The 26343-nt window shown below is 40.3% G+C and carries 28 protein-coding genes; all 28 read left to right on the top strand.

Going from position 1 to position 26343, the window contains the following annotated elements; all coding sequences use genetic code 11:
- Positions 1-34: 34 nt before the first annotated feature.
- The 28 genes from G0028_RS03230 to G0028_RS03365 all read left to right on the top strand — a co-directional run bounded on the left by G0028_RS03230 (position 35) and on the right by G0028_RS03365 (position 26340).
- Complete coding sequence (locus tag G0028_RS03230; RefSeq protein ID WP_180045223.1) at positions 35-1324, top strand: glycosyltransferase family 4 protein; 1290 nt, start codon at positions 35-37, stop codon at positions 1322-1324.
- Between the two features lie 29 nt (positions 1325-1353).
- A complete protein-coding gene (locus G0028_RS03235) occupies positions 1354-1905 on the top strand; it encodes a phosphatase PAP2 family protein (protein WP_180045224.1) in 552 nt (183 codons plus the stop codon).
- 123 nt (positions 1906-2028) lie between these two features.
- Positions 2029-2229, top strand: a complete 201-nt coding sequence (gene iscX / locus G0028_RS03240) for a Fe-S cluster assembly protein IscX (RefSeq protein WP_130074099.1) — start codon at positions 2029-2031, stop codon at positions 2227-2229.
- 119 nt (positions 2230-2348) lie between these two features.
- Positions 2349-2780, top strand: coding sequence for a nucleoside-diphosphate kinase (gene ndk, locus G0028_RS03245; protein WP_016166212.1), 432 nt, complete (start codon positions 2349-2351; stop codon positions 2778-2780).
- Between the two features lie 169 nt (positions 2781-2949).
- A complete protein-coding gene (gene rlmN, locus G0028_RS03250) occupies positions 2950-4185 on the top strand; it encodes a 23S rRNA (adenine(2503)-C(2))-methyltransferase RlmN (protein ID WP_130074100.1) in 1236 nt (411 codons plus the stop codon).
- A 44-nt stretch (positions 4186-4229) separates the two neighbouring features.
- The gene (pilW, locus tag G0028_RS03255) at positions 4230-5030 is read left to right on the top strand and encodes a type IV pilus biogenesis/stability protein PilW (RefSeq protein WP_180045225.1); all 801 of its coding nucleotides are present in this window, start codon (positions 4230-4232) and stop codon (positions 5028-5030) included.
- On the top strand, positions 5021-5812 hold the full coding sequence (locus tag G0028_RS03260) for a helix-turn-helix domain-containing protein (protein WP_180045226.1): 792 nt from the start codon (positions 5021-5023) through the stop codon (positions 5810-5812). Before pilW ends, G0028_RS03260 begins: the two co-directional genes overlap by 10 nt.
- Positions 5813-5835: 23 nt before the next feature.
- Entirely contained in the window at positions 5836-6957 is a 1122-nt protein-coding gene (gene ispG / locus G0028_RS03265; RefSeq protein WP_130074103.1) for a flavodoxin-dependent (E)-4-hydroxy-3-methylbut-2-enyl-diphosphate synthase, read from the top strand.
- A gap of 3 nt (positions 6958-6960) precedes the next feature.
- A complete protein-coding gene (hisS, locus tag G0028_RS03270; RefSeq protein WP_130074104.1) occupies positions 6961-8256 on the top strand; it encodes a histidine--tRNA ligase in 1296 nt (431 codons plus the stop codon).
- Between the two features lie 28 nt (positions 8257-8284).
- A complete protein-coding gene (locus tag G0028_RS03275; protein ID WP_174493321.1) occupies positions 8285-8986 on the top strand; it encodes a YfgM family protein in 702 nt (233 codons plus the stop codon).
- Positions 8986-10134, top strand: a complete 1149-nt coding sequence (bamB, locus tag G0028_RS03280; RefSeq protein WP_180045227.1) for an outer membrane protein assembly factor BamB — start codon at positions 8986-8988, stop codon at positions 10132-10134. Before G0028_RS03275 ends, bamB begins: the two co-directional genes overlap by 1 nt.
- A gap of 194 nt (positions 10135-10328) precedes the next feature.
- Entirely contained in the window at positions 10329-11738 is a 1410-nt protein-coding gene (der, locus tag G0028_RS03285) for a ribosome biogenesis GTPase Der (protein WP_130074107.1), read from the top strand.
- Between the two features lie 204 nt (positions 11739-11942).
- The gene (locus G0028_RS03290; RefSeq protein ID WP_180045228.1) at positions 11943-12572 is read left to right on the top strand and encodes a beta-ketoacyl synthase chain length factor; all 630 of its coding nucleotides are present in this window, start codon (positions 11943-11945) and stop codon (positions 12570-12572) included.
- A complete protein-coding gene (locus G0028_RS03295) occupies positions 12569-13375 on the top strand; it encodes a lysophospholipid acyltransferase family protein (RefSeq protein ID WP_174493318.1) in 807 nt (268 codons plus the stop codon). The genes G0028_RS03290 and G0028_RS03295 overlap by 4 nt, the downstream gene beginning before the upstream one ends.
- A complete protein-coding gene (locus G0028_RS03300) occupies positions 13359-13619 on the top strand; it encodes a phosphopantetheine-binding protein (protein WP_111858831.1) in 261 nt (86 codons plus the stop codon). Before G0028_RS03295 ends, G0028_RS03300 begins: the two co-directional genes overlap by 17 nt.
- Positions 13620-13628: 9 nt before the next feature.
- Positions 13629-13877, top strand: coding sequence for an acyl carrier protein (locus tag G0028_RS03305; protein ID WP_130074110.1), 249 nt, complete (start codon positions 13629-13631; stop codon positions 13875-13877).
- Positions 13874-14455 (top strand): septation protein IspZ, encoded by a 582-nt coding sequence (locus tag G0028_RS03310; RefSeq protein ID WP_180045229.1) that lies wholly within the window; start codon positions 13874-13876, stop codon positions 14453-14455. Before G0028_RS03305 ends, G0028_RS03310 begins: the two co-directional genes overlap by 4 nt.
- A 9-nt stretch (positions 14456-14464) precedes the next feature.
- The gene (locus G0028_RS03315; protein ID WP_180045271.1) at positions 14465-16159 is read left to right on the top strand and encodes an AMP-binding protein; all 1695 of its coding nucleotides are present in this window, start codon (positions 14465-14467) and stop codon (positions 16157-16159) included.
- A 9-nt stretch (positions 16160-16168) separates the two neighbouring features.
- Complete coding sequence (locus G0028_RS03320; RefSeq protein ID WP_180045230.1) at positions 16169-16918, top strand: glycosyltransferase family 2 protein; 750 nt, start codon at positions 16169-16171, stop codon at positions 16916-16918.
- Positions 16911-17837 carry an acyltransferase gene (locus G0028_RS03325; RefSeq protein WP_180045231.1) on the top strand — a complete coding sequence of 309 codons (927 nt, stop codon included), beginning with the start codon at positions 16911-16913 and terminating at the stop codon, positions 17835-17837. Before G0028_RS03320 ends, G0028_RS03325 begins: the two co-directional genes overlap by 8 nt.
- 15 nt (positions 17838-17852) lie before the next feature.
- Positions 17853-19403 (top strand): HAL/PAL/TAL family ammonia-lyase, encoded by a 1551-nt coding sequence (locus G0028_RS03330; protein WP_180045232.1) that lies wholly within the window; start codon positions 17853-17855, stop codon positions 19401-19403.
- A gap of 3 nt (positions 19404-19406) precedes the next feature.
- Positions 19407-19826: an acyl-CoA thioesterase gene (locus G0028_RS03335; RefSeq protein ID WP_180045233.1), complete on the top strand. Its 420-nt coding sequence runs from the start codon at positions 19407-19409 to the stop codon at positions 19824-19826.
- 133 nt (positions 19827-19959) lie between these two features.
- A complete protein-coding gene (locus tag G0028_RS03340; protein WP_227554802.1) occupies positions 19960-20544 on the top strand; it encodes a LolA family protein in 585 nt (194 codons plus the stop codon).
- Positions 20519-22840, top strand: coding sequence for an MMPL family transporter (locus tag G0028_RS03345; RefSeq protein ID WP_180045234.1), 2322 nt, complete (start codon positions 20519-20521; stop codon positions 22838-22840). Before G0028_RS03340 ends, G0028_RS03345 begins: the two co-directional genes overlap by 26 nt.
- An 18-nt stretch (positions 22841-22858) precedes the next feature.
- Entirely contained in the window at positions 22859-24166 is a 1308-nt protein-coding gene (locus tag G0028_RS03350) for an NAD(P)/FAD-dependent oxidoreductase (RefSeq protein WP_130074117.1), read from the top strand.
- A complete protein-coding gene (locus tag G0028_RS03355) occupies positions 24157-24714 on the top strand; it encodes a DUF3261 domain-containing protein (RefSeq protein WP_180045235.1) in 558 nt (185 codons plus the stop codon). The genes G0028_RS03350 and G0028_RS03355 overlap by 10 nt, the downstream gene beginning before the upstream one ends.
- Positions 24715-24721: 7 nt before the next feature.
- A complete protein-coding gene (locus G0028_RS03360; protein WP_180045236.1) occupies positions 24722-25921 on the top strand; it encodes a beta-ketoacyl-[acyl-carrier-protein] synthase family protein in 1200 nt (399 codons plus the stop codon).
- Complete coding sequence (locus G0028_RS03365) at positions 25918-26340, top strand: 3-hydroxylacyl-ACP dehydratase (RefSeq protein ID WP_130074120.1); 423 nt, start codon at positions 25918-25920, stop codon at positions 26338-26340. Before G0028_RS03360 ends, G0028_RS03365 begins: the two co-directional genes overlap by 4 nt.
- Positions 26341-26343 lie beyond the last annotated feature (3 nt).

Genomic DNA, 26343 nt, shown 5'->3' on the forward strand with positions numbered 1-26343 from the left:
TATTCAAAAATGAAGAGAAGATTGGGGTAAACGTATGACCAAGACGTACGCAGAAACCTTATTGTATAAACAACAAGAATTTCCAGACTATTTTAAATTTTATTTAAAGAAAAATAAAAATCCCACTCATATTTCAGAGAATTTAAATACGCTTCAAAAACTTGTTCGTCCACGGCTGAAAATCGTCATTGTGACAGAAACATGGCCGCCTGAAATTAATGGGGTAGCAATGTCATTGATGCAGTTATGCAAGGGGTTGCAGAAACAAGGGCATAAAATTTTACTGATTCGCCCAAAACAAAAACATGTATGTTATGAATTTTCGCCCAATAAAGAGTGCTTAGTGACAGCTCAAGCCGTTCCAAAATATCCTGATATGCGTTTTGGTTGGCCACAATATTTAAAAGTATCCCAAGCAATTTCTGATTTTGTGCCAGATATTATTCATATCGTGACTGAAGGGCCCTTAGGTTTTACGGCTTTACATGCGGCGAAGGCAAAACGTATCCCTGTATCAAGTGGTTTTCATTCACCATTTCAAGAGTTTAGCCGATTTTTTGATTTAGCATTTTTAGTAAAACCGGTGCAGCATTATTTGAAATGGTTTCATAATAATACGCAGCTTACTTGTGTCCCTAGTGTTGATACTGAAAAAGCATTGCGCCAATTTGGTGTGACTTGTCCAATGCAAGTGGTGGGACGAGGGGTGGATGTTGAAAAGTTTTCGGCAAAACATCGCTCAGAAAAGCTGAGACGCATGTGGGGTGTTGACCAAGATACCACTGTTTTATTGTATGTCGGACGTTTATCTCCTGAGAAAGAAATCAATGTTTTGATTGATGCTTATGCGGCAATGAGAAATTGTCGGAATAAAAAAGTGAAATTGGTCATCGTGGGGGATGGACCTGATCGTAAGCGTTTGCAACAAATGCTTGCTGCGGAACATATTATTTTTACAGGGAACTTGAGTGGTCAGCAACTTGCTGAAGCTTATGCGAGTGCAGATGTCTTTGTCTTTGCAAGTCAGGTGGAAACATTTGGTAATGTGGTGCTTGAGGCGATGGCAAGTGGTTTGGCGATCGTTGCGTATAACTATGCAAGCACACAACTTTATGTGAAACATCAACAAACAGGTTGGATCTGTCCTTTGGGTGCAACAGATCAATTTATTCAGAATATTCTTCGACTTCCAAACAATTCGATTTTGCATGACATGGGGCAACATGCGATGCGTGATGTGCAAAATATTGGTTGGCAACAGGCGGTACAACAATTTGAACAGGCACTTTATCAAGTCACGCAAGATCAGGTTTTAGTGACTTAAAATCATCTCGGATAGAGAGGAGAGCGACAATGAATTTTAAAGAGACCAAAATAAAAATACTCGATTTAGATTTAAAAGGCTGCTTATATCTCAATAATTTGTCACACGTACAACATATTGCTGTGTTTTTTAAAGTGATCAGTCGGTTGGGGGATGGTGCTTTTTGGTACCTAATGTTGTTTATTGTTTGGTTGAACAAAGGTTTGCTCTATGGGTTGAAACTGTTATATGTGGTTTTAAGTGCCTTGATTGGCACAGGCATCTATAAAATATTAAAGCATAAAACAGTACGTCCACGTCCATACCAAGTACATCAAGTGATTCGTTTAGGTGAGCGTCCATTGGATCATTTTAGTTTTCCTTCGGGACATACTTTGCACGCTGTGATGACGACAGTCGTGCTTGGTTATATTCACCCTGTGTTGTTATTGATCATGATGCCTTTTACAATTTTAGTGGCATTGTCACGTATGGTCTTGGGTTTGCATTATCCGAGTGATGTGATTGTGGGGGCTTTGATTGGGGCAACGGTAGCGAGTTTGATTTTGGTCGCTGCACCATTTCTGAGTATTGCTTTGTAAATATTTTAGTTGATCAAAGTGGAGTCGATGAAAAATCAGCAGGTTTAAAAATAAAATCTATTTTGGCAACGCTACGGATTTTGTTAAAGTAGTTCAATAAATTGAACGGATAGGATGACCTCAATGGGTTTACGTTGGACTGATACATTAGATATCGCAATTGAGCTATATGAAGCTCACCCAGATGTTGACCCGCAATGGGTGCGTTTTACAGATTTACATGCATGGATTTGTGCATTACCTGACTTTAGTGATGACCCAACCAAGTCAACGGAAGGGTTGCTAGAGGCGATCCAAATGGCTTGGATTGACGAAGCAAGTTAAAAAATCAACCCAATCTGTCTAAAAAATCATTTTTTTACAGTTTAAACAGCGGAAAATCGCGCATTATTCGGTATAATGCGCCAAAATTTTCGTGTCAATTTGACTTAAGGAGCCAATCAATGGCTATTGAACGTACTTTATCTATCGTAAAACCAGACGCAGTTGCTAAAAACCACATTGGTGATATCTTTGCTCGTTTCGAAAAAGCTGGTCTTAAAATCGTTGCGACTAAAATGAAACACCTTTCTCAAGCTGAAGCTGAAGGTTTCTATGCTGAACATAAAGAACGTGGTTTCTTTGCTGACTTAGTTGCATTCATGACTTCTGGTCCAGTGGTTGTTTCAGTTCTTGAAGGTGAAAACGCAGTTCTTGCTCACCGTGAAATCTTGGGTGCTACAAACCCTAAAGAAGCTGCTCCTGGTACAATCCGTGCAGATTTCGCTGTAAGCATCGATGAAAATGCTGCTCACGGTTCTGACTCTGTAGCTTCTGCTGACCGTGAAGTAAACTACTTCTTCGCTCAAACTGAAGTTTGCCCACGTACTCGTTAATTCTGAGTCAATAGGGTTGTCTTAAAATTCACAGAAGCGTTTTACGTTTTGTAAATTGTAAACAGACCCTGAACCAGATAAGTGTTATACTGCTTGTCTGGTTTTTTTATTTTTAATGTTCGAATATTGAACGAATCCTACCCATTGGCATGTTTTTTAGGTAATACTCATGAATTCTGAAGTTGTCGCTTCGTCATTAACGCAAGATGAACAGAAGCCTGCATCATCAAAATCTGCACAGCAAACACATGTACAGAAAGTGAATTTACTGGGCATGTCACGTCCACAATTGGAAAAATTCTTCGAAGATATGGGGGAGAAAAAATTCCGTGCAGGACAGGTGATGAAATGGATTCATCAATTTTTCGTCACAGATTTTGCTGAAATGACTAATATTTCAGGTAAGTTGCGTGAAAAATTAGAAAAAGTGTGTGTGATTGAAGCACCAGAAGTCGTACATCGTAATTATTCAAAAGATGGTACCCGTAAATGGGTGTTCCGAGTGGGCGAAGGGGAAGGCTCATTGGTTGAAACTGTTTTAATTCCTGCTGAAGATAAAACAGGTTCGCGTAAAACTTTATGTATTTCTTCACAAGTGGGTTGTGCATTGGACTGTTCATTTTGTTCAACAGGTAAACAGGGTTTTCAACGTGATTTAACGCCGAGTGAAATTATTGGTCAGTTATGGATGGCGAACTACTCGTATATGGAAGAAGTGCCAGTTGCAGAGCGTGAACGCTCGGTGACCAATGTTGTGATGATGGGAATGGGTGAGCCATTACTTAACTATGATGCTGTTTTAAGCTCAATGAATATCATGTTGGACGACTTTGCTTATGGTATGTCTAAACGTCGCGTGACTTTGTCTACATCAGGTGTGGTGCCAAAAATTGATCAATTGGCACAGGATATCGATGTTGCTTTAGCCATTTCTTTACATGCACCAAATGATGAACTGCGTAATGAATTAGTACCAATTAATAAAAAATATCCATTAGAACAACTCATTGCAGCATGTCAGCGTTATATTGCCAAAGATGGCAATGAAAGTTCACGTAAACATGTCACCATTGAATATGTCATGTTAGAAGGGGTGAATGATCAGCCTGAACATGCACAGCAAATGATTAAGTTGTTGAAAAACTTACCAAGTAAAATTAATTTAATTCCATTTAATCCGTTTCCGCATGCACCTTATGGTCGTTCAAGCCGTAATCGAATTATTTCTTTTCAAAAAACTTTGTCTGATGCAGGATTTGTGTGTACGATTCGTCAGACACGTGGTGATGATATTGATGCTGCGTGTGGTCAATTGGTTGGTCAGGTGGCTGACCGTACTCGCCGTGCAGAACAATGGAAGAAAAAAGTTGCGCAGCAGAACGAGATTTTGCGTTCACAAGGTTGACCATTTTTAAAATTAAATATGGGGAGCAAGCTTTGAGAAATCATATGTACAAAAAATTGATCACAGTCGCTGCAATCAGTTGTGCTGTGTTCTTGACGGCTTGTGAAACGACACAAACAGGGTCAGTTTTAAAAAAAGATCCTGAAAAAGCAGTCAAAGTACGTACTCAATTGGCTGCTGAATATATTCGAACGCATGATTTAGATGCCGCAAAACGTTCACTTGATCAAGCCTTAGAAATTGATTCAGGTGATTCGACTGCCAATATGATGATGGGGGTTTTACTGCAACAAGAAGGCAGTAAAGTCAGCATGGATAAAGCGGATAGTTATTTTAAACGTGCTATTTCCCGTGATCCAGACAATGCACAAGCCCGTAATAATTATGGGACTTACTTATATTTGATGAAGCGTTATAATGACGCCATTGAACAACTGCAGTTTGCAGGTGCGATTTTAGGCTATGACCAACGCTATAGAGCTTTGGAAAATCTCGGTAAAGTCTATATGATTGTAGGCGATAAAGAGAATGCTGAAAAAACGTTCAAGCAAACGCTACAAGTCAATCGAGATTCTGTTATATCTTTAATCGAGTTGTCAGAACTATTATATTTAAAACAGCAAACTGCTCAAGCCAGTCAACTGTATGAGCAGTTTGTGCGTTTAGTGGGTCAGAAAAATCAAGACTCAAGAGCGCTTTGGATCGGAATTCGTATCGCGAGAGCGAATGGTGATCAGATGGGGTCGCAAGTATTGGTCAATCAATTACGCGCACTTTTTCCTGAAAGCCAAGAATATCAACGTTATTTGCAATTACAGTACAGTACTGAGGCCGTATGGAAGTAAATCCTAATTCACAGCAACCTACTGGTTCAAACGTAGCACCTAATGGTTTAGGAAATGTTCAGCGTCCGGGCGAGTACTTACGTCAAGTTCGTGTTTCACAGCATCGTGATATTAAAGCCGTTGCTACAGACTTAAATATGCCTTTAAAAACTTTAGAAGCTTTAGAGAAAGATGAATATAAATCTTTGCCTGAAGCCACGTTTATTAAAGGCTATTATCGCTCGTATGCAAAATATTTGAATGTTGATGCAACTGCAATCATTCAACGTTTTGATGACATTTATCAAAATGATACTGGATTGATGCCCAACCATGCATTAAACAATTCTCCGATTAAAATCATGGGGAAATTGCCGGGTTCTAACAGTGATCGCAACAAAAAATGGTTGAAACGTGCTTTAATTGCCGTGATTGCATTGGCGGTGATTTGGGCGGTGGTTGCAGGGATTCAAAAATGGTCATCAAGTAAAAATGACGGTTCAGATGCCAAACCACAACAATCCGATGTTGAAGTGTTGTCGATGAACAATAGCTCAAGTCATAGCTCTGGCGATCAGATGGTGTTGAACTTTAGCCGCCCAACCTCTGTCAATATTGTGGATAGCAAAGGTAAAGTGTTGGCGACGGGTCGTCAATCATCAACATTAACATTGACAGGTGAATCTCCATTCCAGATTCGACTTGATGATGCTGCTGCTGTGTCATTAAGCCTTAATAATGAACAGATTTCATTGTCTCCATATACTGTGAACGGGAAAGCAGAATTCCGTTTATCTCGTTAATTTAAATTAAGTCGAGCGGTACAATGATTGAAAATCCAATTAAACGTCGTCCAACCCGAAAAATTCGTGTCGGTTCAGTGTATGTTGGTGGTGATGCACCGATTAGCATCCAAAGCATGACCAATACTGAAACATGTGATGTCGAAGCGACTGTTGCACAGATTCAACGTTGTGTAGACGTTGGTGCGGACATCATGCGTGTGTCTGTGCCAAGCATGGAAGCAGCTCAAGCTTTCGGTGAAATTCGTAAACGTGTTTCAGTGCCTTTGGTTGCTGATATCCACTTTGACTATAAAATTGCGCTTGCTGTCGCTGACTTTGGTGCGGATTGTTTACGTATTAATCCTGGGAATATTGGTTCGGAAGCGAAAATTCGTGAAGTGGTTGCTGCGGCAAAACATCATGATATTTCGATGAGAATTGGGGTAAATGCTGGGTCGTTAGAAAAAGATATTCAAAAAAAATATGGTGAGCCGACAGGTCAGGCCTTGCTTGAGTCTGCAATGCGCCATATTGATATTTTAGATCGTTTGGATTTCCAAGAGTTTAAAGTCTCAGTGAAAGCATCGAATGTGTTTTTAACCCTGGATGCTTATCGTTTATTGTCTGCACAAATTGACAATCCATTGCATTTGGGGGTGACTGAAGCAGGTGTATATCGCACAGGTTCAGTAAAATCAGCCATTGCTTTGGGTGGTTTGTTGATGGAAGGCATTGGCGATACCATGCGTATTTCTTTGGCAGCAGAGCCTGAAGAAGAAATTAAAATCGGTTTTGATATTTTAAAATCATTAGGCTTACGTTCTAATGGGATTAATTTTATTGCTTGCCCAAGTTGTTCACGTCAAGAATTTAATGTCATCAAAGTGATGCAAACATTGGAGGAGCGCTTAGAAGATGTGCGCACACCAATGGATGTCTCGGTGATTGGCTGTAAAGTGAATGGGCCAGGTGAAGCGAAAGAAGCTGATATTGGTGTGGTTGGGGCAGCCCCACGCTCATTGGTCTATCGTAATGGTGAAAAGAGCCATTTGATTGATACTAATCAGCTTGTTGATGAAATCGAAGCAATGGTTCGTCAACGTATTGTAGAGCTTGAAGAAGCGAAAGCTAAAGAGATTATCCGCACAAGTTTTTCTGAGTAAGTCATGAGTTCAATTGTCGCAATTAAAGGTTTTAACGATATTCTTCCAACGCAAACGCCTGCGTGGAGACGTTTAGAACAGCATTTAGCATCGTTGATGGATGCCTATGGCTATCAACAAATTCGTTTGCCGATGGTTGAGCAGACCCATTTGTTCAAGCGTTCAATTGGTGATGCAACGGATATTGTTGAAAAAGAAATGTACACATTCTTAGACAAAGGTAATCCACCCGAGTCTTTGACTTTGCGTCCTGAAGGAACTGCAGGTTGTGTGCGTGCTATGCTTGAACATAACTTACTGCGTGGTGCAAACCCACGTGTTTGGTATGTGGGGCCAATGTTCCGTTATGAAAAGCCACAAAAAGGGCGCTATCGTCAATTTCATCAATTTGGTGTGGAAACTTTTGGTGTCGCTACACCTGACCAAGATGCAGAACTGATTTTAATGACTGCACGTTTGTGGAAACGCATGGGCGTGGCAGATAAAGTTCAATTAGAATTGAATACTTTGGGTGAGTCAGATGAACGTGCTGAATATCGTACGGCATTGGTTGAATTTTTAAATGCACACAAAGCAGAATTAGATGAAGACTCTCAACGTCGTTTAAGTACCAATCCACTTCGAATTTTAGATTCAAAAGATGCACGTACCCAAGAAATTTTGCAAAATGCGCCAAAATTGCATGATTTTATGGGTCAAGAGACCATGCAGCATTTTGCTCAATTGCAGCAATATTTGAGCGATGCAGGTATAAAATTTGTAATTAATCAAAAATTAGTACGTGGTTTGGATTATTACAATAAAACTGTTTTTGAATGGACAACAACACATTTAGGTTCACAAGGCACAGTATGTGCAGGTGGTCGCTATGATGGTTTAGTTGGACAGTTAAAAGGTAAGCCTGATCAATCTGTTCCTGCTGTTGGTTTTGCGATGGGAATGGAGCGTTTATTACTTCTACTTGAGCAAGTGGAAGACAATACACCCGTACGTGAATGTGAAATGTTCTTGGTGTCTGACCCTGCGACTCAAGGTCAGGCGTTGGTACTTGCTGAGCAAATTCGTGATCAACTGGATGCTGCAAATTGTTCAATTCGCTTGAAAACAGGTTCACAAGGTTCGATGAAGAGCCAAATGAAAAAAGCGGATCAATCGGGTGCAGTTTACGCATTGATTTATGGTGAGCGTGAAGCCGCAGCACAGCAGGTCTTGGTGAAAGAACTTGCAACTGCTGAGCAGCATGAAGTTGCCGTGACTGATCTAGTTGCATTTTCTATAGAAAAATTTTCTGCAAAATAATTGAAAACATGAATAAAAGGGCAATCTTATGAGCGCAATGACTGACGAAGAACAACTAGATAGTTTGAAGTCATTTTTTAAGAAATATGGCTCAGCTATGGTGAGCGGGGTTCTCATTGCGTTGATCGCCTTTTTTGGTTGGCAGTATTGGCAAAAAAATAATTTGGCAAAAGCGCAAAATCAGACTGCCAAAGTGCAGCAATTGTTTGATCAAGCACATGCGGCAAATGGTGATGCAAAAGCAACAGCGGCATTAACGACAGCAGCAGATAAGCTCGTTAAAGAAGATCCAGACTCGATTCAGGCGATTCAGACCCAATTTACTATGGCTAAATTGGCGTATGATCAAGCAGATTATGCCAAAGCTGAGCGTGAGCTGAAAAAAGTCGAAAACTCTAAAATTGACGATAAAGGTATTTTACAAGCTGTTAAAATTCGTCTAGCAGATGCACAATTTGCACAAAAGAAATATGATGAAGCCTTAAAAACGTTATCTGCAGTGAATGAACCTACATTCAAATCGACTGCGGAAGAAATGAAAGGTGATGTTTATGTGGCAAAAAATGATATTGAGAATGCTAAAAAATCATATCAAGCTGCATGGGATGCGTTATTGGAACGTAAACAAGAGCGTCAAATTTTACAAATTAAACTCGAAAGTGTCGGCGTATTAGTGGATGATCCTGATTTTGAACGCCCAATCTTAGAAACACAAGTGGATGAGTCTTAATGGATAGAAAATATAAAATACCTTTTGCTTTGGCAATATTATCAGTTGCATTGGTTGGTTGTTCAAGCAACAAAGTCAAAGAAGAAAAAGTTAAACCCAACCCACTTCCTAAGATTGCGCAAGCAACAGGTCTTGTCCAAGTGTTTTCGCAAAGTGTTTCTTCGACTGCAAAAGAAGATCCTTTACGTTTAAGACTTGATGCAGATAACGGTAAAATTTTCTTACTTGATCCGAATGGTAAAGTTGAAGCATACCAAGGTAAACAACGCTTATGGTCAAAAAAAGTATCTAAAAACGGTTTGAGTTCAGGTGTTGAAGCAGCACAAGGGCTTGTGATTGTTGGTAATAGTAAGGGTCAATTGTTTGCTTTAGATCAAGCAACAGGTGAGCAAAAATGGGCAGCACAGCTTTCTGGTGCGATTATTAGCCCAGCGCATATCCAAACGGGGCGTGTGATTGTGGTTGCCAATGATGGTACGGTTTATGCTTTTGATCAAGAAACAGGTCAACAAGCATGGACATACAAGCTATCGAATGCATCATTTAGTTTACGTGGTCAAGCTGCACCTGTAGAGTTAGATCCACGGACCATTGCGGTAGCGACATCGACGGGCTATGTGTATGCGATTGATAGTTTGTCGGGTATGCCACGTATGCAGCGCCGTGTTGCAGTGACAGATGGTCGCTCAGATATTCAGCGTCTTATTGATGTGGATGGTGAACCTGTGGTGGCGGGTCAGTTTGTCGTGACCAATAGTTATCAAGGTCAAGTCACTGTATTGGACTTAGCTTCACAACGTGTGATTTGGAGTGTTGATGCAGGAAGTTCAACACGTCCAGAAGTGTATGATAATAAAGTTTTTGTTGCGCAAACCAATGGTAAAGTTGCAGCATTTGACTTAACTTCGGGTCAAGTCATTTGGTCAAATGATCAATTGTTAAATCGTGAACTGAGTAATGTGGTTGTTCTTGGACAATATTTAGTTGCCGGTGATTTGGATGGTGTGTTGCATCTGATTGACCCTAACTCAGGTACAATTGTGGGGCGTGCAAAAACCAGTGGTGAAGTACGTACACTACGTGTGATTGATAATCAACTGTATGTTGCAACACGCACAGGTAAATTAACTGTTTGGCAGAACCGTTAATTTTTTTAACGCATGTGTTAAACTAATACCTATATATTTTTTATGACTCGGGGTGATTGAAAATCAATACCCCGAGTTCTTTATTTTAGTGAATTTGATCGAAAGATCGTGGAGTATTATTTACTCCCACATTCTTCCTCGCTCTCTGATGTTCAGACCAGTCCAACTGGCTGATCTTGAATTAAGGTTAATCTATGAAACCCGTAATTGCGCTCATTGGACGTCCGAACGTCGGAAAATCAACGTTATTTAACCAGATTACCAAGAGTCGTGATGCACTTGTTGCAGACTTTGCAGGTCTTACACGTGACCGTAAATACGGTGATGCTGTATACCAAAATAAATCGTTTATTGTTGTTGATACTGGCGGTATTGGTGAAAATGAAGGAGGAATTGACTCCTACATGGCGGAGCAGTCAAAAACTGCCATCAATGAAGCTGATATCATTGTATTTGTAGTTGATGCACGTGCAGGTTTGTTGGCTTCAGACGAACAAATTGCCCGTGAGCTTCGTACCTTAGGTAAAAAAGTCTTTTTAGTTGCCAATAAAGTCGATGGCGTACATGCTGAAGCGGCTTTGGTTGAGTTCTTTAAACTTGGTATGGGTGAGCCCCTACAAGTGGCTGCAAGTCATGGTCGTGGTGTGCAGCAAATGCTTGAAGATGTCCTTGCGGATGTTCCTGAAGATGAAGATGAAGCAGAGCACGATAAAGCGACGGGTTTACGTTTGGCTGTTATTGGGCGTCCAAACGTCGGTAAATCAACCTTAGTTAACCGATTATTGGGTGAAGAACGTGTGGTGGCATTTGACCAACCAGGGACAACACGTGACTCGATTTATATTCCCTTTGAACGTGATGGTCGCCAATATACACTGATTGATACCGCAGGGGTACGTCGTAAAGGTAAAGTTGATGAAATGATTGAGAAATTCTCAGTTGTGAAAACTTTACAGGCAATGAAAGATGCACATGTTGTGGTCGTGGTTGTGGATGCACGTGAAGGGATTGTTGAACAAGATTTACATTTAATTGGTTATGCGCTTGAAGCAGGGCGTGCCATGGTCATCGCCATTAACAAATGGGACAATATGTCTGAGTATGACCGCAAACAGTGTAAATTGGATGTCGATCGTCGTTTTGACTTTATTCCCTGGGCAAAAATTCATTTAATTTCAGCATTACATGGCACAGGTGTAGGGGATTTATATCCTTCGATTCATCGTGCTTATGATTCTTCACACTTAAAAGTTTCACCTGCAAAATTAACACAAATTTTGAATGATGCGACTGATGCACATCAACCGCCAATGTTTAGTGGTAAACGAATCAAAATGCGTTATGCGCATATGGGCGGACAGAACCCACCGACGATTGTGATTCATGGGAATAAAGTCGACAAAACGCCTGCGGACTATCGTCGTTATTTAGAAAATGTGTTCCGTAAAGTCTACAAGTTAGAAGGTACACCTGTACGCATTGATTTTAAAACTTCGGAAAACCCATTTGAAGGACGTAAATCTCAGGTGGATGAGCGTACAGCAGCACGTCGTCGTCGTTATATTCAGAAATTTAAGAAAGCAGAAAAAAAATTTAATCGTTAACTTTCATTACTTTATATTTTTTCAAAAGAAAAACCCAAAGTTCGCTTTGGGTTTTGCTCATTTGGTTAAATATTTTTACTGAAAAATACAAAAAACAGATTGATTTTTGATGAGTATTTTTTATATGCAGTGATATAATCATCGCGCAATTTTTATAGGTTGCAAAAAAATAGAAAATAGTGATGCCGTAGGCAGAGATTCAACATGATTCAATTGAATATCTCACAGTTTAAATATCGTCGTTGTGCAGGAGAAAGTTTGCCTGCGCTTGAGCATATTCCTGCCATGCAGCGTAGACGATTATCTTCTCTTGCAAAATTAGCATTAAATACTGCCATTGAATGTGTTGAGGAAAACCCTGTAGATTATATTGTATGGGCATCTCAATATGGTGATGAACATAAAACCTATAAAATTCTACAAGATGTTTTGCAAGGTTTAACGCCTTCACCGACACAGTTTTCAACCTCTGTACACAATGCAATCGGCGGTTTGTATTCGATTTTATGTCAGGATGCAACGCTCTCTACCAGTTTATGTGCAAATTGGTCTGAAGCAGTATTAGAGGCTTATGCGTATTTAAAAACCATGTGTCCTCAAGGTCGGGCAATGGTGGTATATTATGACCAAGCCTTGCCAGATATTTATGTGGAACAGCAAGCATTTCAAGGTTTTGCCTTTGCTGCTGTATTGGATTTAAGGGCGGAAAATGTACAACTTGATGAACGTGCTGTGCGAGAAGTAGAACCTAAATATTTAGATGCAGATAATTTTTATAATTTTTGGACGAACCCATCACAGTCAAGCTGTGGTGCTTGGTCAAGATGTGAATGATGAAACAACTTCGTAAAAAAATAAACTATGCTTGGCGTGTGGGTGCAACGGGATTCAGTTTTGCTAGTTTTGGCTTAGGTGGTGTGGCGATCGGTGGGATTATTGCTCCTTTGGTGAATTTATCGAGTTCCGATGCCAAAATTCGACAAAATCGTGCACAGCAAGTGATTCGCCACAGTTTCAAAGGTTTTACTGAAATGATGGTCAAATTGGGCATTATGACTTATGACATTGAAGGCTTAGAAAAGTTACAACAAAGCCGTCAAGAATTGGTGATCGCGAATCATCCAACATTGGTGGATGTCGTCGTATTAATTGGACTGATGGAAAAAGCCAATTGTGTGGTGAAAGAGGCGCTGTGGTCAAATCCATTTACTAAAGGTCCAGTACGTTCAGCAGGCTATATTTTAAATGCAGGTTCTGAGCAGTTTATTCAAGATTGTGTCGCACGATTGCAAGAAGATCATGCGGCTTCCTTATTGATTTTCCCTGAAGGAACACGCACAGCGAAAGGTGAAATACTGAATGAGTTTCAACGCGGTGCAGCCAATATTGCATTACGTGCCAATGTGCCTATTCGTCCAATTTTAATTCGTTGTACGCCATCGACATTAACCAAAAATGAAAAATGGTATCACGTGCCATCTGAACCTTTTCATATCCAAATCAAAGTTTTAGATGCGATTCAAATTGATGAGTTACTTGAGGATACTCAGGTTTCGCCAAAGCGTGTTCGTCAATTAAATCAAAAACTTCAACAATTTTTTAATCAAGAGCTATCCAACAATGAGCAATCTTGCTGATGAATTAAAACAAATGATTATTGATGTACTTGCACTCGAGGACATCAGCATAGATGACATCGACACTGAAGCCCCTTTATTTGGGGATGGCTTAGGTTTAGATTCAATTGATGCATTAGAATTAGGTTTAGCATTGAAAAAACGCTACAACATTCATCTCAATGCTGAGTCAGCAGACACTAAACAGCATTTTAAATCAATTCAAAGTTTAGTGGCTTTGGTTGAAAGCCAACAAAAAGCATAAGAGGATAAGATGTTAACACAAGAACAAATCTTAGAAAAACTGCGTGAGTGGATGGAAGAGTTATTTGAAATTGAACCTGATGATATTCAGTTGGATTCAAATTTGTATTCTGATCTAGATGTAGACAGTATTGATGCGATTGATTTAGTTGTGAAAATTAAAGAATTAACAGGGAAGCAAGTGCAGCCTGAAGACTTTAAAAATGTCCGCACAGTTCAAGATGTGGTGACGGTCATTCAAAACATGTCAGTTGAATGAAGCATATTTTTAAAGGGATTGTTGTCATTTTAATGATTGCATATCCCTTTTTCGTTGGTTGGGGCTTATCTCAAGGACAATTCGTTTGGGTCAGTGTCGTCTTGATTGTCCTCGGTATCATCCGATTATTCAGTCAAGGTCATCCCTTACTCTTGCCACTGACATGGTTTGCCATTCTGTGTGGTGGGCTTAGTCTATTGCTCCAAGAGCATGCTTGGTTAAAAATGTACCCGGTATTGATGAGTGTGGGAGCAGGGATTATTTTTGCTTCAACCTTAATCAAACCACCTTCAATGATTGAGCGTTTTGCGCGTTTGGTTGAGCCGAATTTACCTGAGTCAGGGGTGATTTGGACAAGAAAGGTCACCATTGTTTGGTGCATTTTTTTTGTATTTAATGCTGCCATTGCTTTATATACGGTGATCGCTGCACCCATGAAAATTTGGGTCATTTATAATGGCTTTATTTCCTATATGTTGATGGGAATTTTGTTTTTAGGTGAGTTTATTTTGCGTAAACGCCATCAGCGTTTAAATCAGCAGCAATTGGCTGAGTTAAATAACCAAAAGAAAGAGTGATTTAAAATGTTGTTGTGTCATTTCCAAACGCATATCCAATCTTTGAAAACATTGTGTGTCCAAGCAGATTTGGGTCAAATCAGTTTTCGTGATTTTTGGCAAGAGGTCTGTCAGCAAGCCAATGCGATACAACAGTTAAAAGCAAAACAATATGCACTTTGGGAAAATGACAGCTATACATTTTTGGTGCTGTTTTTTGCAGCATTATTGGCCAATAAAGAACTGCTGTTGGCACCGAATCGTGTGAAAGATTTGGAACTTGAATTGGCAGCACAAGATATTTATTTTTTAAGCCCTCAGCCGATTGTAGAACATATTACAGATGTAAAAGCACCATTTTATTGTGACTCGCTCCTTTTAGATGATGCATTTCTGACACAAGCACAAGTTTACTTTTATACCTCGGGTTCTACAGGACAACCGAAAAAAATTCCCAGAACATTGCGTCAACTGCTGAATGAAGTACAAGGTTTAGATCAAAGTTTTGATTTAGATCAGGACAGTATTGCCATCGCAACGGTCAGTCATCAGCATATTTATGGGTTGTTATTTAAACTCCTTTTGCCTTTAGCAACGGGGCGCAGTTTTTATCTTCCACAGCTCGCCTTTCCCGAAGATGTGGTCGCAGTACAGCAAAAATTAAAGCATTTGCAACGTAAAAATTATGTGATTTCAAGTCCTGCTTTATTGAAGCGTTGGACAAGGGACGTGGTATTGCAAGATTGTCAGTCTGTATATTCTTCGGGTGGAAAATTAGAGTCAGGCATACGCCCTTTGCTGAATCGTCCGATTGTGGAAGTGTTGGGGAGCTCAGAAACAGGTGGAATCGCCCATCGTCAGCAGGATGAGGCTATATGGACCCCTTTTGCTAATGTAGAAATACAGGTCACAGCACAAGAAGAGTTAGGCGTGAAAACCAATCATGCATTTACTGACGACTGGATTTTTACGGGTGATCGTGCGCAGGCTGTAGATGCAGCACAAACTCAATCTGCTTTTCAGTTACTTGGACGTTTAGATCGTATTGTTAAACTTGAAGAAAAACGGCTAAGTTTGGATGCGATTGAGCAAAAAATCTTAACTTTAACCGATGTGCTTGAATGTCATACGCTGTTAATTGAAAAACAACATCGGTACATTTTAGTGTGTGTCGCTGTTTTATCTGAAAGTGCAAGACAGCATTTAGCGCAAGTCGGTAAAGCACAGTTTGTGGCACAACTCAAACAACAACTAACTGATAAATTAGAAAGTATAGCAATACCACGGCAATGGCGCTTTTTGTCACAATTGCCTCGTAACAGTCAATCCAAACTGAATAAACAGATGATGCAATCTTTGTTTCAGCCTTTATTGACGCCCGTCGTCCTGAATCAGTCATATACTGCAGAATCTGCACAATATTTATTGGAATTTCCACCTGAACTTGAATGTTTTAAGGGGCATTTTCCGAATTATCCTATTTATCCTGGTGTTGGGCAGATTGGATTTATTCAGCAGTTTGCAAAACAAGCATGGGCAGATTTAGCATGGTGCAATGGCTATGAGCAACTTAAATTTCAAGATTTGATTAAACCTTTTGCTGTGGTGACTTTGCTTTTAGAGCGTAAACAACACAAAGTATATTTCCAAATGCGCTCAGAACAACAGCTTTTGGCATCAGGGCGTTTACTGTTTGTACTGCAACAGCAAACCGATACGATCTAGGAGATGAATATGGCGCAGTATGGTTTTGTGATCCCTGTTTATAATCATCCACATTATATTCAAGCATTGCTTGAGCATTTAAATGATTTTGCCTTGCCTGTCATTGTGGTAAATGATGGTAGTGATGCTGAATGCACACAGCTCTTGCATATACTAGATCAGCAGTGTGAACATGTTATTTTGGTTGAACATGCAATGAACCAAGGCAAAGGGCAAGCGGTCATGACAGGGCTGCAAAAAGCCTTTGATTTAGGTCTTAGCCATGCATTACAAATTGATGCAGATGGTCAGCATGACTGGCAGGATATCGCTAAGTTTTTACAGATCTCACAGCAGCACCCAAAAGCAATGGTGATCGGCCAGCCCATTTTTGATGACACTGTACCGAAAAAGCGTTTATATGGACGTTATGCAACGCATATTTGGGTATGGATCAATAGTCTGTCTTTTGACATTAAAGACAGTATGTGTGGATTTCGGATTTACCCATTGGCAGCGACCATTCAAATATTAAATACTGCAAAATTTCAAGCACGTATGGGCTTTGACAGTGAAATTTTAGTGCGTCTGAAATGGGAAAATATCCCTTTTATTAATGTACCAACCAAAGTAATTTATCCTGAGCAAGGTATTTCACACTTTCATGTGTGGCGAGATAATTTAGGCATGTCTCAAGCGCATTCTCGTTTGTTTGCTGGAATGTTATTGCGCTTGCCTAAACTGCTCAAAAATAAATATAAAGGTTCGGCAGATGTCTGAAGCAGGATCACCGCGTTGGAATGAGCTCAAAGAAAAAGGTGGTGCACTGCCTTTGATGCTGATGTTGTGGTTCTATCGTTTAGGGGGGCGTTTTTTATGTCGTATCGTGTTGTACTTTGTGATTATGTGGTATTGGCTATTTTCTAAAACCGCGAAGCAAGCTTCTTTGCAATATCTCAGCAAATTACATCAATTTGCAGGTGAACAGTCACCGTTTACTCATGCACCTACGCTTGCAAATAGTTATACCCATCTTATGCAATTTGGCGAATGTCTTTTAGATAAAATTGAAGGTTGGTTGGGGCATATTTCTGAGCAAAAACTGAATTTGCATGGGCATGAACATTTTCGGGCACATTATCAAAAGGGAGCGATTATTGTTGTATCACATTTTGGCAATACCGAATTGTTACGTGCCATTAAGTCAGAACATACACAAAAAATTAATGTCTTGGTTTATCAAAAGCATGCCACCAAGTTTAATGATTTTATTAAAAAATTAAACAGTAAGGCCGATGTACGACTGATTGCAGTCGATGAGTTAGGAATAGACACCGCTTTACTGCTACAAGATAAAGTTGACCAAGGGGAATGGGTCGTGATTGCGGCTGACCGTGTACCTGTACAGTCAGACCGTGTGCAAAGTGTACAGTTTTTAGGTGAAGATGCACTTTGGCCTCAAGGTGGATGGATCTTGGCAAATTTGCTGAAAGTGCCGTTATTAGCGGTGTTTTGTTATCGTCAACAACAGGGTTTTGATGTGCATATCCATCTGTTGGCTGAGAAAATGCAATTGCCACGCCGTGAACGTACTGCTGCGATCCATCGCATTACACGACAGTATGTACAGTTGCTAGAACAACATTGCATACGTGCACCATATCAATGGTTTAATTTTTATCATTTTTGGAATAAATAATTGGAAAATAACAATATGCAAGTTTTAGTCGTCGGGGAACAGGCATTAACCATCGAGCAGATTGTGGCTGTGGCACAACATCGTTGCCATGTGGCATTACCTGAAACAGCAGAATGGCGTCAGTTGATTCAACGTGGTGCTGATTTTTTAGATCAGTTGCTTGAAGATGAAGGGGTAATTTATGGCGTGACCACAGGTTATGGTGACTCGTGTCTTGTAGAAATTCCAACGCATCAGGTGCACGAATTACCCCTGCATTTATCACGCTTTCATGGCTGTGGTTTGGGGCAGAATCTTGATTTAATCACTGCACGTGCTGTGGTGGTGACACGTTTATGTTCTTTGGCACGTGGTTATTCAGGTGTGTCTTTGGCATTGTTGGAACGTCTGGTTTGGATGCTCAATGAAAATATTATTCCTGTGATTCCATCTGAAGGTTCTGTCGGGGCAAGTGGTGATTTAACACCATTGTCTTATATTGCAGGTGCTTTGGTTGGTGAGCGTGATGTGTATTTGCAGTCACAGCAAAAAATCGTTCCAATTGCAGAAGTTTATGCTGAACAGAAAATTGAGGCTTTGGTACTGCGTCCAAAAGAAGGTTTGGCACTGATGAATGGTACTGCAGTCATGACCGCCATCGCATGCCTGAACTATAAAAAAGCGGAACAGATTTCACTCAGCAGTACTTTGGTCACAGCCATGAATGTCTTGGCTTTAGAGGGTAATCCGAGCCATTTTGATGAAGTTTTATTTGCACAAAAACCGCATCAGGGGCAACAACAGATTGCGGCGCAATTACGCAATTGGTTAAACAGTGAAGTACAGACAGCACACCAAAGCCCACGTTTACAAGACCGTTATTCATTACGCTGTGCACCGCATGTGATTGGGGTATTTGAAGACTCTAAAGTATGGCTGCGTCAGTTTATTGAAAATGAATTAAATTCAAGTAATGACAATCCTTTGATTGATCCTGTCAATTTACGGGTATTACATGGTGGGCATTTTTATGGTGGACACATTGCCCAAGCCATGGACAGTTTAAAAATCATGATTGCCAATATTGCCGATTTAATGGATCGACAGCTTGCACAATTGGTCGATCACAAGATGAATCATGGTTTGCCGCGTAATTTAACAGGTTCAAGTCTTGAGCGTTTGCCACTCAATCATGGCTTTAAAGCTGTGCAAATTGGGGTATCAGCATGGACGGCAGAAGCCTTAAAACAAACCGTTGCCGCTTCAATTTTTTCACGTTCGACCGAATGTCACAATCAAGACAAAGTTAGTATGGGCACCATTGCTGCACGTGATGCTAGCCGAGTGATCCTATTGACTGAGCAAGTGATGGCAGCACTCAGTTGTGCCGCAGTACAAGCAATTCAACTCAAAGGACTGAATACACAATTGGGGCAGGTGTTAACGCAGTTCCAACAGTGGGTGCTTGAAAGCTTCACCTTTGTAGAGGAAGATCGCCCTTTACAACAGGATTTACAGCGTTTGGTTGACCGTTTTGAACAGTTTGATTTGCTCAATGGTCATGATCAACAGTTGAAATGGAGCTGAGTTATGCATGCTGATGTAATCATTGAAATACCATTTCATGATATCGACACCATGAACATTGTGTGGCATGGGCACTACATCAAATATTTTGAAATCGCACGTTGTAAATTACTCGATGAATTTCAGTATAACTATGTACAAATGAAACAATCGGGCTATGCATGGCCGGTCATTGAAAGCTATGTACGTTATGTACAAGGCATCGAGTTTCAACAAAAAATACGTGTGCGTGCCATTTTAAAAGAATGGGAAAACCGTCTGAAAATTGAATATCAGATTTTTGATGCAGACTCAGGCAAGCGTTTGACCAAAGGCTTTACCTCACAGGTTGCCGTTCATATTGAAACGCGTGAAATGTGTTTTCAATCGCCATCTGTCCTGTTTGAACGTTTAAATGCATGGTCGGCTTTTCAGCCTGCTTAGTGTGAATTTAGAGGAAATTGTCATGCAAAATATGAAAGTCGCATTGCAAGCATTGGCGCTACAGCAGACGAAATTTACATCTGCTCTGCTATTGAAGTTGTTGTGGATGTGCTTGTATGCGGTGGTGTTGAGTATGACATTTTCCACGACAAGTTTTGCGCAAACTAGCCAAGTGGGGCAGATCTTTAAACAATTGTCAGCCACACCAACAGTACGTGCGAATTTTCAACAGCAAAAGAAATTGGCATCGTTGAATAAAACCTTTGTGTCCAATGGTGAGGTTCTATTTTCCAAACAAAATGGTGTGTTATGGCAGATTCAAAGTCCTGTACAAGCCAGTTTGATTGTGACTCCAAAAAAATTGGTGCAAAAAACCCAACGGACTTTGAGCCAAATTGAAATTGATAAATCACCTTATGGCTCAGTAGCCACCATGTTTTTACAGTTGATGTCAGGCAATGAAGCGGCATTGGCAAAAAACTTTAATATCGTTTCAGCCCATTATTCCCCAACGCAATGGAATGTAACATTAACCCCAAAAAGTAGCTTATTTAAAAAGCTATTTGTGCGTGTAGATGCACAAGGTCAGCGCTTTGTGGACCGTATTGTGATCACTGAAAAAGCCAATAATGCAACGACCATTCTATTTAGTCAGCATACGACCCAACCTGTTCAAATGATGGCGACAGAAGATGCTCTTTTCAAATTGGCAAAATAAACTCACTACGCTGTGGCTTGCTATTTTATTGATTGTGATCTCTTGCTTAGCCTATGCATGGGTGCAGCGTGATATTCATATTCAAACCAATATTTTTGCACTGTTACCGAAAGAAAACCAAGACAAAGCCTCTGAGCAAACGCAAAAATATGTCAGTGAACAGTTGAATAATCAATTGTTTTTGGTCATAGATGCGCCCAATGATCAGGTTTTACAACATGCGACTGATTTACTGAAACAACGGGTCGCTGAGACTGCGTTATGGCAGCCATTAAAACCACAATTAGACACTGATCAGTTTGCGCAAACGCTCTATCAGCACCATGCAGGGTTGTTAAGTGCAGAAGATATAACTGCGTTAAAACAGCAAGATTATGCCGCGATTACAGAGCAAGCTTTATTACAAGTGATGAGTCCGGGAATGCCGATCACGGCTGAATTATTGCAAAAAGATCCGCTGTTATTATTTCCGCGTTTTGCAATGAATCTGTCCAATCAGAAAACAGACCAAAGCATTGAAATGGAACAGGGCTTTGCCACCATTCATGATGAAAAAGGACATTCACGGTTTTTTAATTTATTACTCACACAAAGCCCTTATAATATTGATTATCAAGAAAATACAACGACTTGGATGCATAATCTCGATTCAGAGATGCAAAAAATCGGGGCAAAAACCCATTGGACAGGGACGTTATTATTTTCAAGCTTTGGTACGCAGTCGGCTGAAAAAGAAATTTCGACAATCGGATTAGGCTCAAGTTTGGGTGTGTTGTTGTTGGTCTGGTTTGGTTTCCGTTCATTACGTCCAATGCTGACGGAATTTATTGCAGTCAGTAGTGGCAGTCTGGTGGCTTTTGCGGTTACGCATTGGGTATTTGGTGAAATCCATCTGATGACCTTGGTGTTTGGTGCCAGTCTAGTTGGGGTGTGTGTCGATTTTTCTTTTTATTTTATGGCATTGCAATCACAGCATCGTAAAGTCGATGGTTTTAAGGTTCTAAAACCTGTTTTGCCAAGTCTGTTTATGGGCTTGATGACGACTTTGGTTGCATATGTATTTTTGACATTTACACCCTTTCCGGGCTTTAAGCAGATTGCAGTTTTCTCCATTGTGGGGTTAAGTGCTGCGTGGATCACCAGTATTTTATTATTGCCACGTTTAAAGGCACTCAATGCACAGCCTGCAATTGATACCTTGCGCTTTATTGGGCGTGCACGTGACTATGTTTTAACGCGTAACACCTTACGTTTTGGCATGATTACCGTCATCGCAGTGGTGTCGATAGGCAGTCTATATTTTCTTAAAGCCAATGATGATATTCGTAATTTACAAAGTATGGACCAAAAGCTGAAACAAGAAGATCGCTATGTGCGGGAACGTTTTGGGCAGCAGCAAAGTAATGATTATTTCGTCATTCGTGGCAAAAATACGGCTGAAATTGAACAGCTTGAGCAAGATTTATTGATCCAATTAAATCACTTACAGCAACAGGGTGTATTACAAAGTACACAAGCGATTGGGCAATCTGTACCGTCTTTAGCCACACAACGTGCCAATATTCAACTGTTACAACAGATTCCAAAAGCTGAGTTGAGCCGTTATGCCACAGCAATGCAACTCGATGTGGCAGATGTATGGGCATGGCAACAACAACTTTCACAGCAACCGTTATTAAGCCTGTCTGATTTTGCACAGCATCCTTTGGCATTTTTACAGGTCAATGCACATGAGCGTTTGGTGATGGTGCAAGGCGTACAACAGGTACAAGCATTGAAGCAGTTACAAACAGCACAGATTCAATTTTTGCAGCCGGTGAGTAATTTATCAACTTTGTTTCACAATCATCGTATTCAAGCACAATACTTGCTGCTTTATGCTTTGGCAGCATTGCTGATCGGTTTGACTTTGATTTATGGTGTTAATGCGATTGTTGCACTGATTTTACCCGTCAGTTTGGCATTGCTCAGTACCTTTGCTGTCCAAGCATGGCTTGGGGTAGAAATTAATTTGTTCAGTATTATGGGCACATTTTTGATTATCGGGATTGGGGTGGATTATGCGATTTTTTATCGGCATGGGCATGATCATCCACAAGTTGTCGGTATGGCATTATTCTTATGTATGATGTCGACTTTACTCGGTTTTGGTTTATTGTCATTGAGTTCGACATATGCCATTCATTGTTTTGGTTTAACGGTTTTATTTGGCGTGATATTTTCATTTATTTACGCGACTATTTTTACGAAAGCAGATCATCAACATTCTATTATTTTAAAAGAATCAGCAAAATAGCTAAAATTTGGGGAAATCATGAATTCAATTCAACACACAGATGTATTAATTATTGGTGCAGGTCCATCGGGGAGTTCAGCAGCCGCATTATTACGCAAAAAAGGCTATGCCGTGACCATCATTGAAAAACAATATTTTCCTCGTTTTTCAATTGGTGAGTCTTTATTACCACAATCGATGGTATTTTTAGAAGAAGCAGGTTTATTAGACACTGTTCGAAAGCATGTGGAAGAATATGCATTTCAATTTAAAAATGGGGCAGCTTTTTTAAAAGGTCAACAGCGTAGTTTCTATGACTTTACTGAAAAATTTAGCGAAGGTCCAGGTACGACTTGGCAAGTACGCCGTGCTAATTTTGACCATTTATTGGCATTACAAGCTGAAGAATATGGTACAGAAATTCGTTTTGGACATGAAGTCATCGCAGTGGATGTTGAATCTCAACATCCGATTTTAACGGTTAAAGATGAGCAAGCGGTCCAATATCAAATTCAAGCAAAATTTTTACTTGATGCAAGTGGTTTTGGACGCATTTTACCGAAGTTTTTAGACCTTGAAAGTCCGTCTAATTTTCCTGTGCGTCGTGCGATTTTTACTCATATTGAAGATGGAATTTTAGATGATCCTGATTTTGATCGTGAAAAGATTTTGATTACCGTACATGAAAAAGATCCACGCGCTTGGTATTGGTTGATTCCATTTGCAGATGGTCGTTCCTCTTTTGGCGTAGTCGCTGAACAAGATTTTTTTGATCATTATCAGTTTGATGATGCCAGTCCTGAAACTTTGCAGGCAACATTTGCGCGCATTTTAGCGGATGATCCTGCTTTATCACATGTACTGCGTAATAAAAAGTTTGATACTCCTGTGCGAACTTTGGTGGGTTATTCTGCTAATGTGAAACACTTGGCGAGTCAAAATTATGCATTATTGGGCAATGCAGGTGAGTTTTTAGACCCTGTGTTTTCTTCAGGTGTGACGATTGCTTTGAAGTCATCAAGTTTAGCAGTGCCTTTGGTTGAACGTGTGCTTCAGGGGCAAGCTGTAGATTGGATGCAAGACTATGAACAGCCGCTACGTAAAGGGATTAAAGTCTTCCGTGCCTATGTGGAGTCTTGGTATGAGGGTGAGTTTCAGGATGTGGTTTTTTCAAAAACTCAAAATGATAAAATTCGCCGTATGATTGCATCGCTTTTAGCAGGCTATGCATGGGATGAGCACAACCCGATTCATAAAAATGCCAAGCAACGTTTGAGTACTTTGGCAGCATATTGTCGAGAAGATCAGCCACAAGCAGCTGTTATTGGAATCGAAGAATGCGAATGAGATGGAAAAATAGCTTTTTAGCGTTGCTGATGATGGTACCCTTGAGTGCATGTCAGCAGCTCTTGCCCAAAGCTCAAGGTCTGGCGACTACGCAATGGACTGCGCAGCAATACCAACGTCAAGATCAAGTGGAAGTGCAGTGGCAAGAACACAGCTTTAGCTTTTTGCTGTATCAACAACAGCAAGATCAAAAGTTGGAGTTTCTGGCTTTAAGCTTAACAGGGCAGCAGTTGTTTAAAGTGCATTTTGATGGGCAAAAGGTCACAGTAGAGCAGCGTATTGATGCAATGAAATTATTACCTTTTGAGTTTGTGGTACGTGATATTTTATTTGCAACTTATCCCAATTTTATTCAACATCCACCTGAACAGGTTCATGTAAAACAATATGTGGATGCTGCAGATGTGAAAATTCAAGATGTTGAAATTAAAAAACAAAAAGTATTAAATATACGACATTTCGCGACACAGATTGAATTGGATAATCTGCAAGTACCCTACCAAATGGTCTTTAGTCCCGTGCCAAATACGTTAGAAAATAATGAGTAAATGTTGAATGTCTAAACAGATTGATACGCAAAATCCAGCCGTTGGCATTCAACTCAGTGTGGGCTTGTCTGCTTTGGGTGCAGATGCAGTACAGATGCGACAAGCATTAACCCAAACGGATCAGACCTTGAGCTTAAGATCAGACTTTATTGTAGAAAAAAAGGTTTGGGTCGGTGCCTGTTCCGTTGATTTAATTGAGACCGTGCCTGATGCCTTAAAAGCGGTTGAAACTCGAAATTTACGTTTTGCTTTGACTGCACTACAACGTATTGAAGCCGAGCTACGGACTTATACTGCCCAATTTGACCCTAAACGTTTGGCGATTATTATCGGGACATCGACCTCAGGGATTGCAGATAATGAACCTGAGTTACGACGTTATTTCCAAGGTGATCAAACCGTTCAAGTCGTGCAAAAAAAACAGGAAATGGACAGTTTAGCCAAAGCACTAAAGCAATATTTGGCTTGGGAGGGGCTCGCATATACCATTTCAACAGCATGTTCTTCGAGTGCTAAAGCATTGGCTGCGGGGCAACGCTTAATCAATGCTGGGCTTGCAGATGCTGTGCTGGTCGGTGGTGTTGATACTTTATGTAAACTCACCTTAAATGGTTTTAATAGTCTTGAAAGTTTATCTCAAGGGATTTGTCAGCCTTGTGGGCAACAACGTGATGGCATCAATATTGGTGAAGCAGCCGCCTTATTTTTACTATCAAAGCAAATAGCTCCAACCATGTTGATATCTGCAGGTGAGTCGATGGATGCGTGGCATATTTCGGCACCACATCCTGAAGGGCAAGGTGCAGCCAAAGCCATGCAAGCTGCTTTGGATTTAGCACAGCTAAAAGCACAAGATATTGGTTATTTAAATTTGCATGGCACAGCAACGCCGCAAAATGATGCAATGGAAATTAAAGCCGTTCAGCAAGTATTTCAGGATTATGCAGTGCCTTTAAGTAGTACCAAACATAAAACAGGGCATTGCCTTGGGGCAGCAGGGGCAATCGAAGCCATGATTTGCACACAGGTTCTACAGGATCAAACATGGTTGCCTTTACATCAAAATACACGATTCGATGCTGAATTGGATATGCACAATTTTGTTGAAGATGCACAATTGACACAAAAAATCAGCTATGTCATGTCGAACTCATTTGCTTTTGGCGGTAGCAACATTAGTTTAATTTTTGGAACCACATTGCCATGAATGCTTCAAAAAAATTAGCTGCTGTTGATTTTATACCTCATGAAAAGCCAATGGTTTTCGTGGATGATTTGGTTGAGGTTGGCGAAAACTTTGCAGAGGCGACACTCACTATTCAACCTGCATTGATGTTTTGTGAAGCAGCAGGATTACCAACGTGGTCAAGCATTGAGTTGATGGCACAAACGGTGAGTTTATATGCTGGAGCGCAAAGTCAAAAAGTGGGGCAAAGGCCCAAAATAGGTTTTCTTTTGGGCACAAGAAAGTTGCATTTACCTGTTGCATATTTTGCCATGGGTGAAGTTGTGACCATTCGTGCTGAGCGTCAGTATCTGCATGAAGGATTGGGACAATTTGCCTGTGAAATTCAGTATCAAGAACATACAATCAATGCCATGTTAAGTGTGTATGAACCTGAATAACAT

Source organism: Acinetobacter piscicola, from assembly GCF_015218165.1.
Classification (GTDB): Bacteria; Pseudomonadota; Gammaproteobacteria; order Pseudomonadales; family Moraxellaceae; genus Acinetobacter; species Acinetobacter piscicola_A.

Bases quoted from the DNA above. Each gene is read 5' to 3' on its own strand.
- G0028_RS03230 (WP_180045223.1), top strand. From the start codon at position 35: ATGACCAAGACGTACGCAGAAACCTTATTGTATAAACAACAAGAATTT.
- G0028_RS03235 (WP_180045224.1), top strand. From the start codon at position 1,354: ATGAATTTTAAAGAGACCAAAATAAAAATACTCGATTTAGATTTAAAA.
- iscX (WP_130074099.1), top strand. From the start codon at position 2,029: ATGGGTTTACGTTGGACTGATACATTAGATATCGCAATTGAGCTATAT.
- ndk (WP_016166212.1), top strand. From the start codon at position 2,349: ATGGCTATTGAACGTACTTTATCTATCGTAAAACCAGACGCAGTTGCT.
- rlmN (WP_130074100.1), top strand. From the start codon at position 2,950: ATGAATTCTGAAGTTGTCGCTTCGTCATTAACGCAAGATGAACAGAAG.
- pilW (WP_180045225.1), top strand. From the start codon at position 4,230: ATGTACAAAAAATTGATCACAGTCGCTGCAATCAGTTGTGCTGTGTTC.
- G0028_RS03260 (WP_180045226.1), top strand. From the start codon at position 5,021: ATGGAAGTAAATCCTAATTCACAGCAACCTACTGGTTCAAACGTAGCA.
- ispG (WP_130074103.1), top strand. From the start codon at position 5,836: ATGATTGAAAATCCAATTAAACGTCGTCCAACCCGAAAAATTCGTGTC.
- hisS (WP_130074104.1), top strand. From the start codon at position 6,961: ATGAGTTCAATTGTCGCAATTAAAGGTTTTAACGATATTCTTCCAACG.
- G0028_RS03275 (WP_174493321.1), top strand. From the start codon at position 8,285: ATGAGCGCAATGACTGACGAAGAACAACTAGATAGTTTGAAGTCATTT.
- bamB (WP_180045227.1), top strand. From the start codon at position 8,986: ATGGATAGAAAATATAAAATACCTTTTGCTTTGGCAATATTATCAGTT.
- der (WP_130074107.1), top strand. From the start codon at position 10,329: ATGAAACCCGTAATTGCGCTCATTGGACGTCCGAACGTCGGAAAATCA.
- G0028_RS03290 (WP_180045228.1), top strand. From the start codon at position 11,943: ATGATTCAATTGAATATCTCACAGTTTAAATATCGTCGTTGTGCAGGA.
- G0028_RS03295 (WP_174493318.1), top strand. From the start codon at position 12,569: ATGATGAAACAACTTCGTAAAAAAATAAACTATGCTTGGCGTGTGGGT.
- G0028_RS03300 (WP_111858831.1), top strand. From the start codon at position 13,359: ATGAGCAATCTTGCTGATGAATTAAAACAAATGATTATTGATGTACTT.
- G0028_RS03305 (WP_130074110.1), top strand. From the start codon at position 13,629: ATGTTAACACAAGAACAAATCTTAGAAAAACTGCGTGAGTGGATGGAA.
- G0028_RS03310 (WP_180045229.1), top strand. From the start codon at position 13,874: ATGAAGCATATTTTTAAAGGGATTGTTGTCATTTTAATGATTGCATAT.
- G0028_RS03320 (WP_180045230.1), top strand. From the start codon at position 16,169: ATGGCGCAGTATGGTTTTGTGATCCCTGTTTATAATCATCCACATTAT.
- G0028_RS03325 (WP_180045231.1), top strand. From the start codon at position 16,911: ATGTCTGAAGCAGGATCACCGCGTTGGAATGAGCTCAAAGAAAAAGGT.
- G0028_RS03330 (WP_180045232.1), top strand. From the start codon at position 17,853: ATGCAAGTTTTAGTCGTCGGGGAACAGGCATTAACCATCGAGCAGATT.
- G0028_RS03335 (WP_180045233.1), top strand. From the start codon at position 19,407: ATGCATGCTGATGTAATCATTGAAATACCATTTCATGATATCGACACC.
- G0028_RS03340 (WP_227554802.1), top strand. From the start codon at position 19,960: ATGACATTTTCCACGACAAGTTTTGCGCAAACTAGCCAAGTGGGGCAG.
- G0028_RS03345 (WP_180045234.1), top strand. From the start codon at position 20,519: ATGCTCTTTTCAAATTGGCAAAATAAACTCACTACGCTGTGGCTTGCT.
- G0028_RS03350 (WP_130074117.1), top strand. From the start codon at position 22,859: ATGAATTCAATTCAACACACAGATGTATTAATTATTGGTGCAGGTCCA.
- G0028_RS03355 (WP_180045235.1), top strand. From the start codon at position 24,157: ATGCGAATGAGATGGAAAAATAGCTTTTTAGCGTTGCTGATGATGGTA.
- G0028_RS03360 (WP_180045236.1), top strand. From the start codon at position 24,722: ATGTCTAAACAGATTGATACGCAAAATCCAGCCGTTGGCATTCAACTC.
- G0028_RS03365 (WP_130074120.1), top strand. From the start codon at position 25,918: ATGAATGCTTCAAAAAAATTAGCTGCTGTTGATTTTATACCTCATGAA.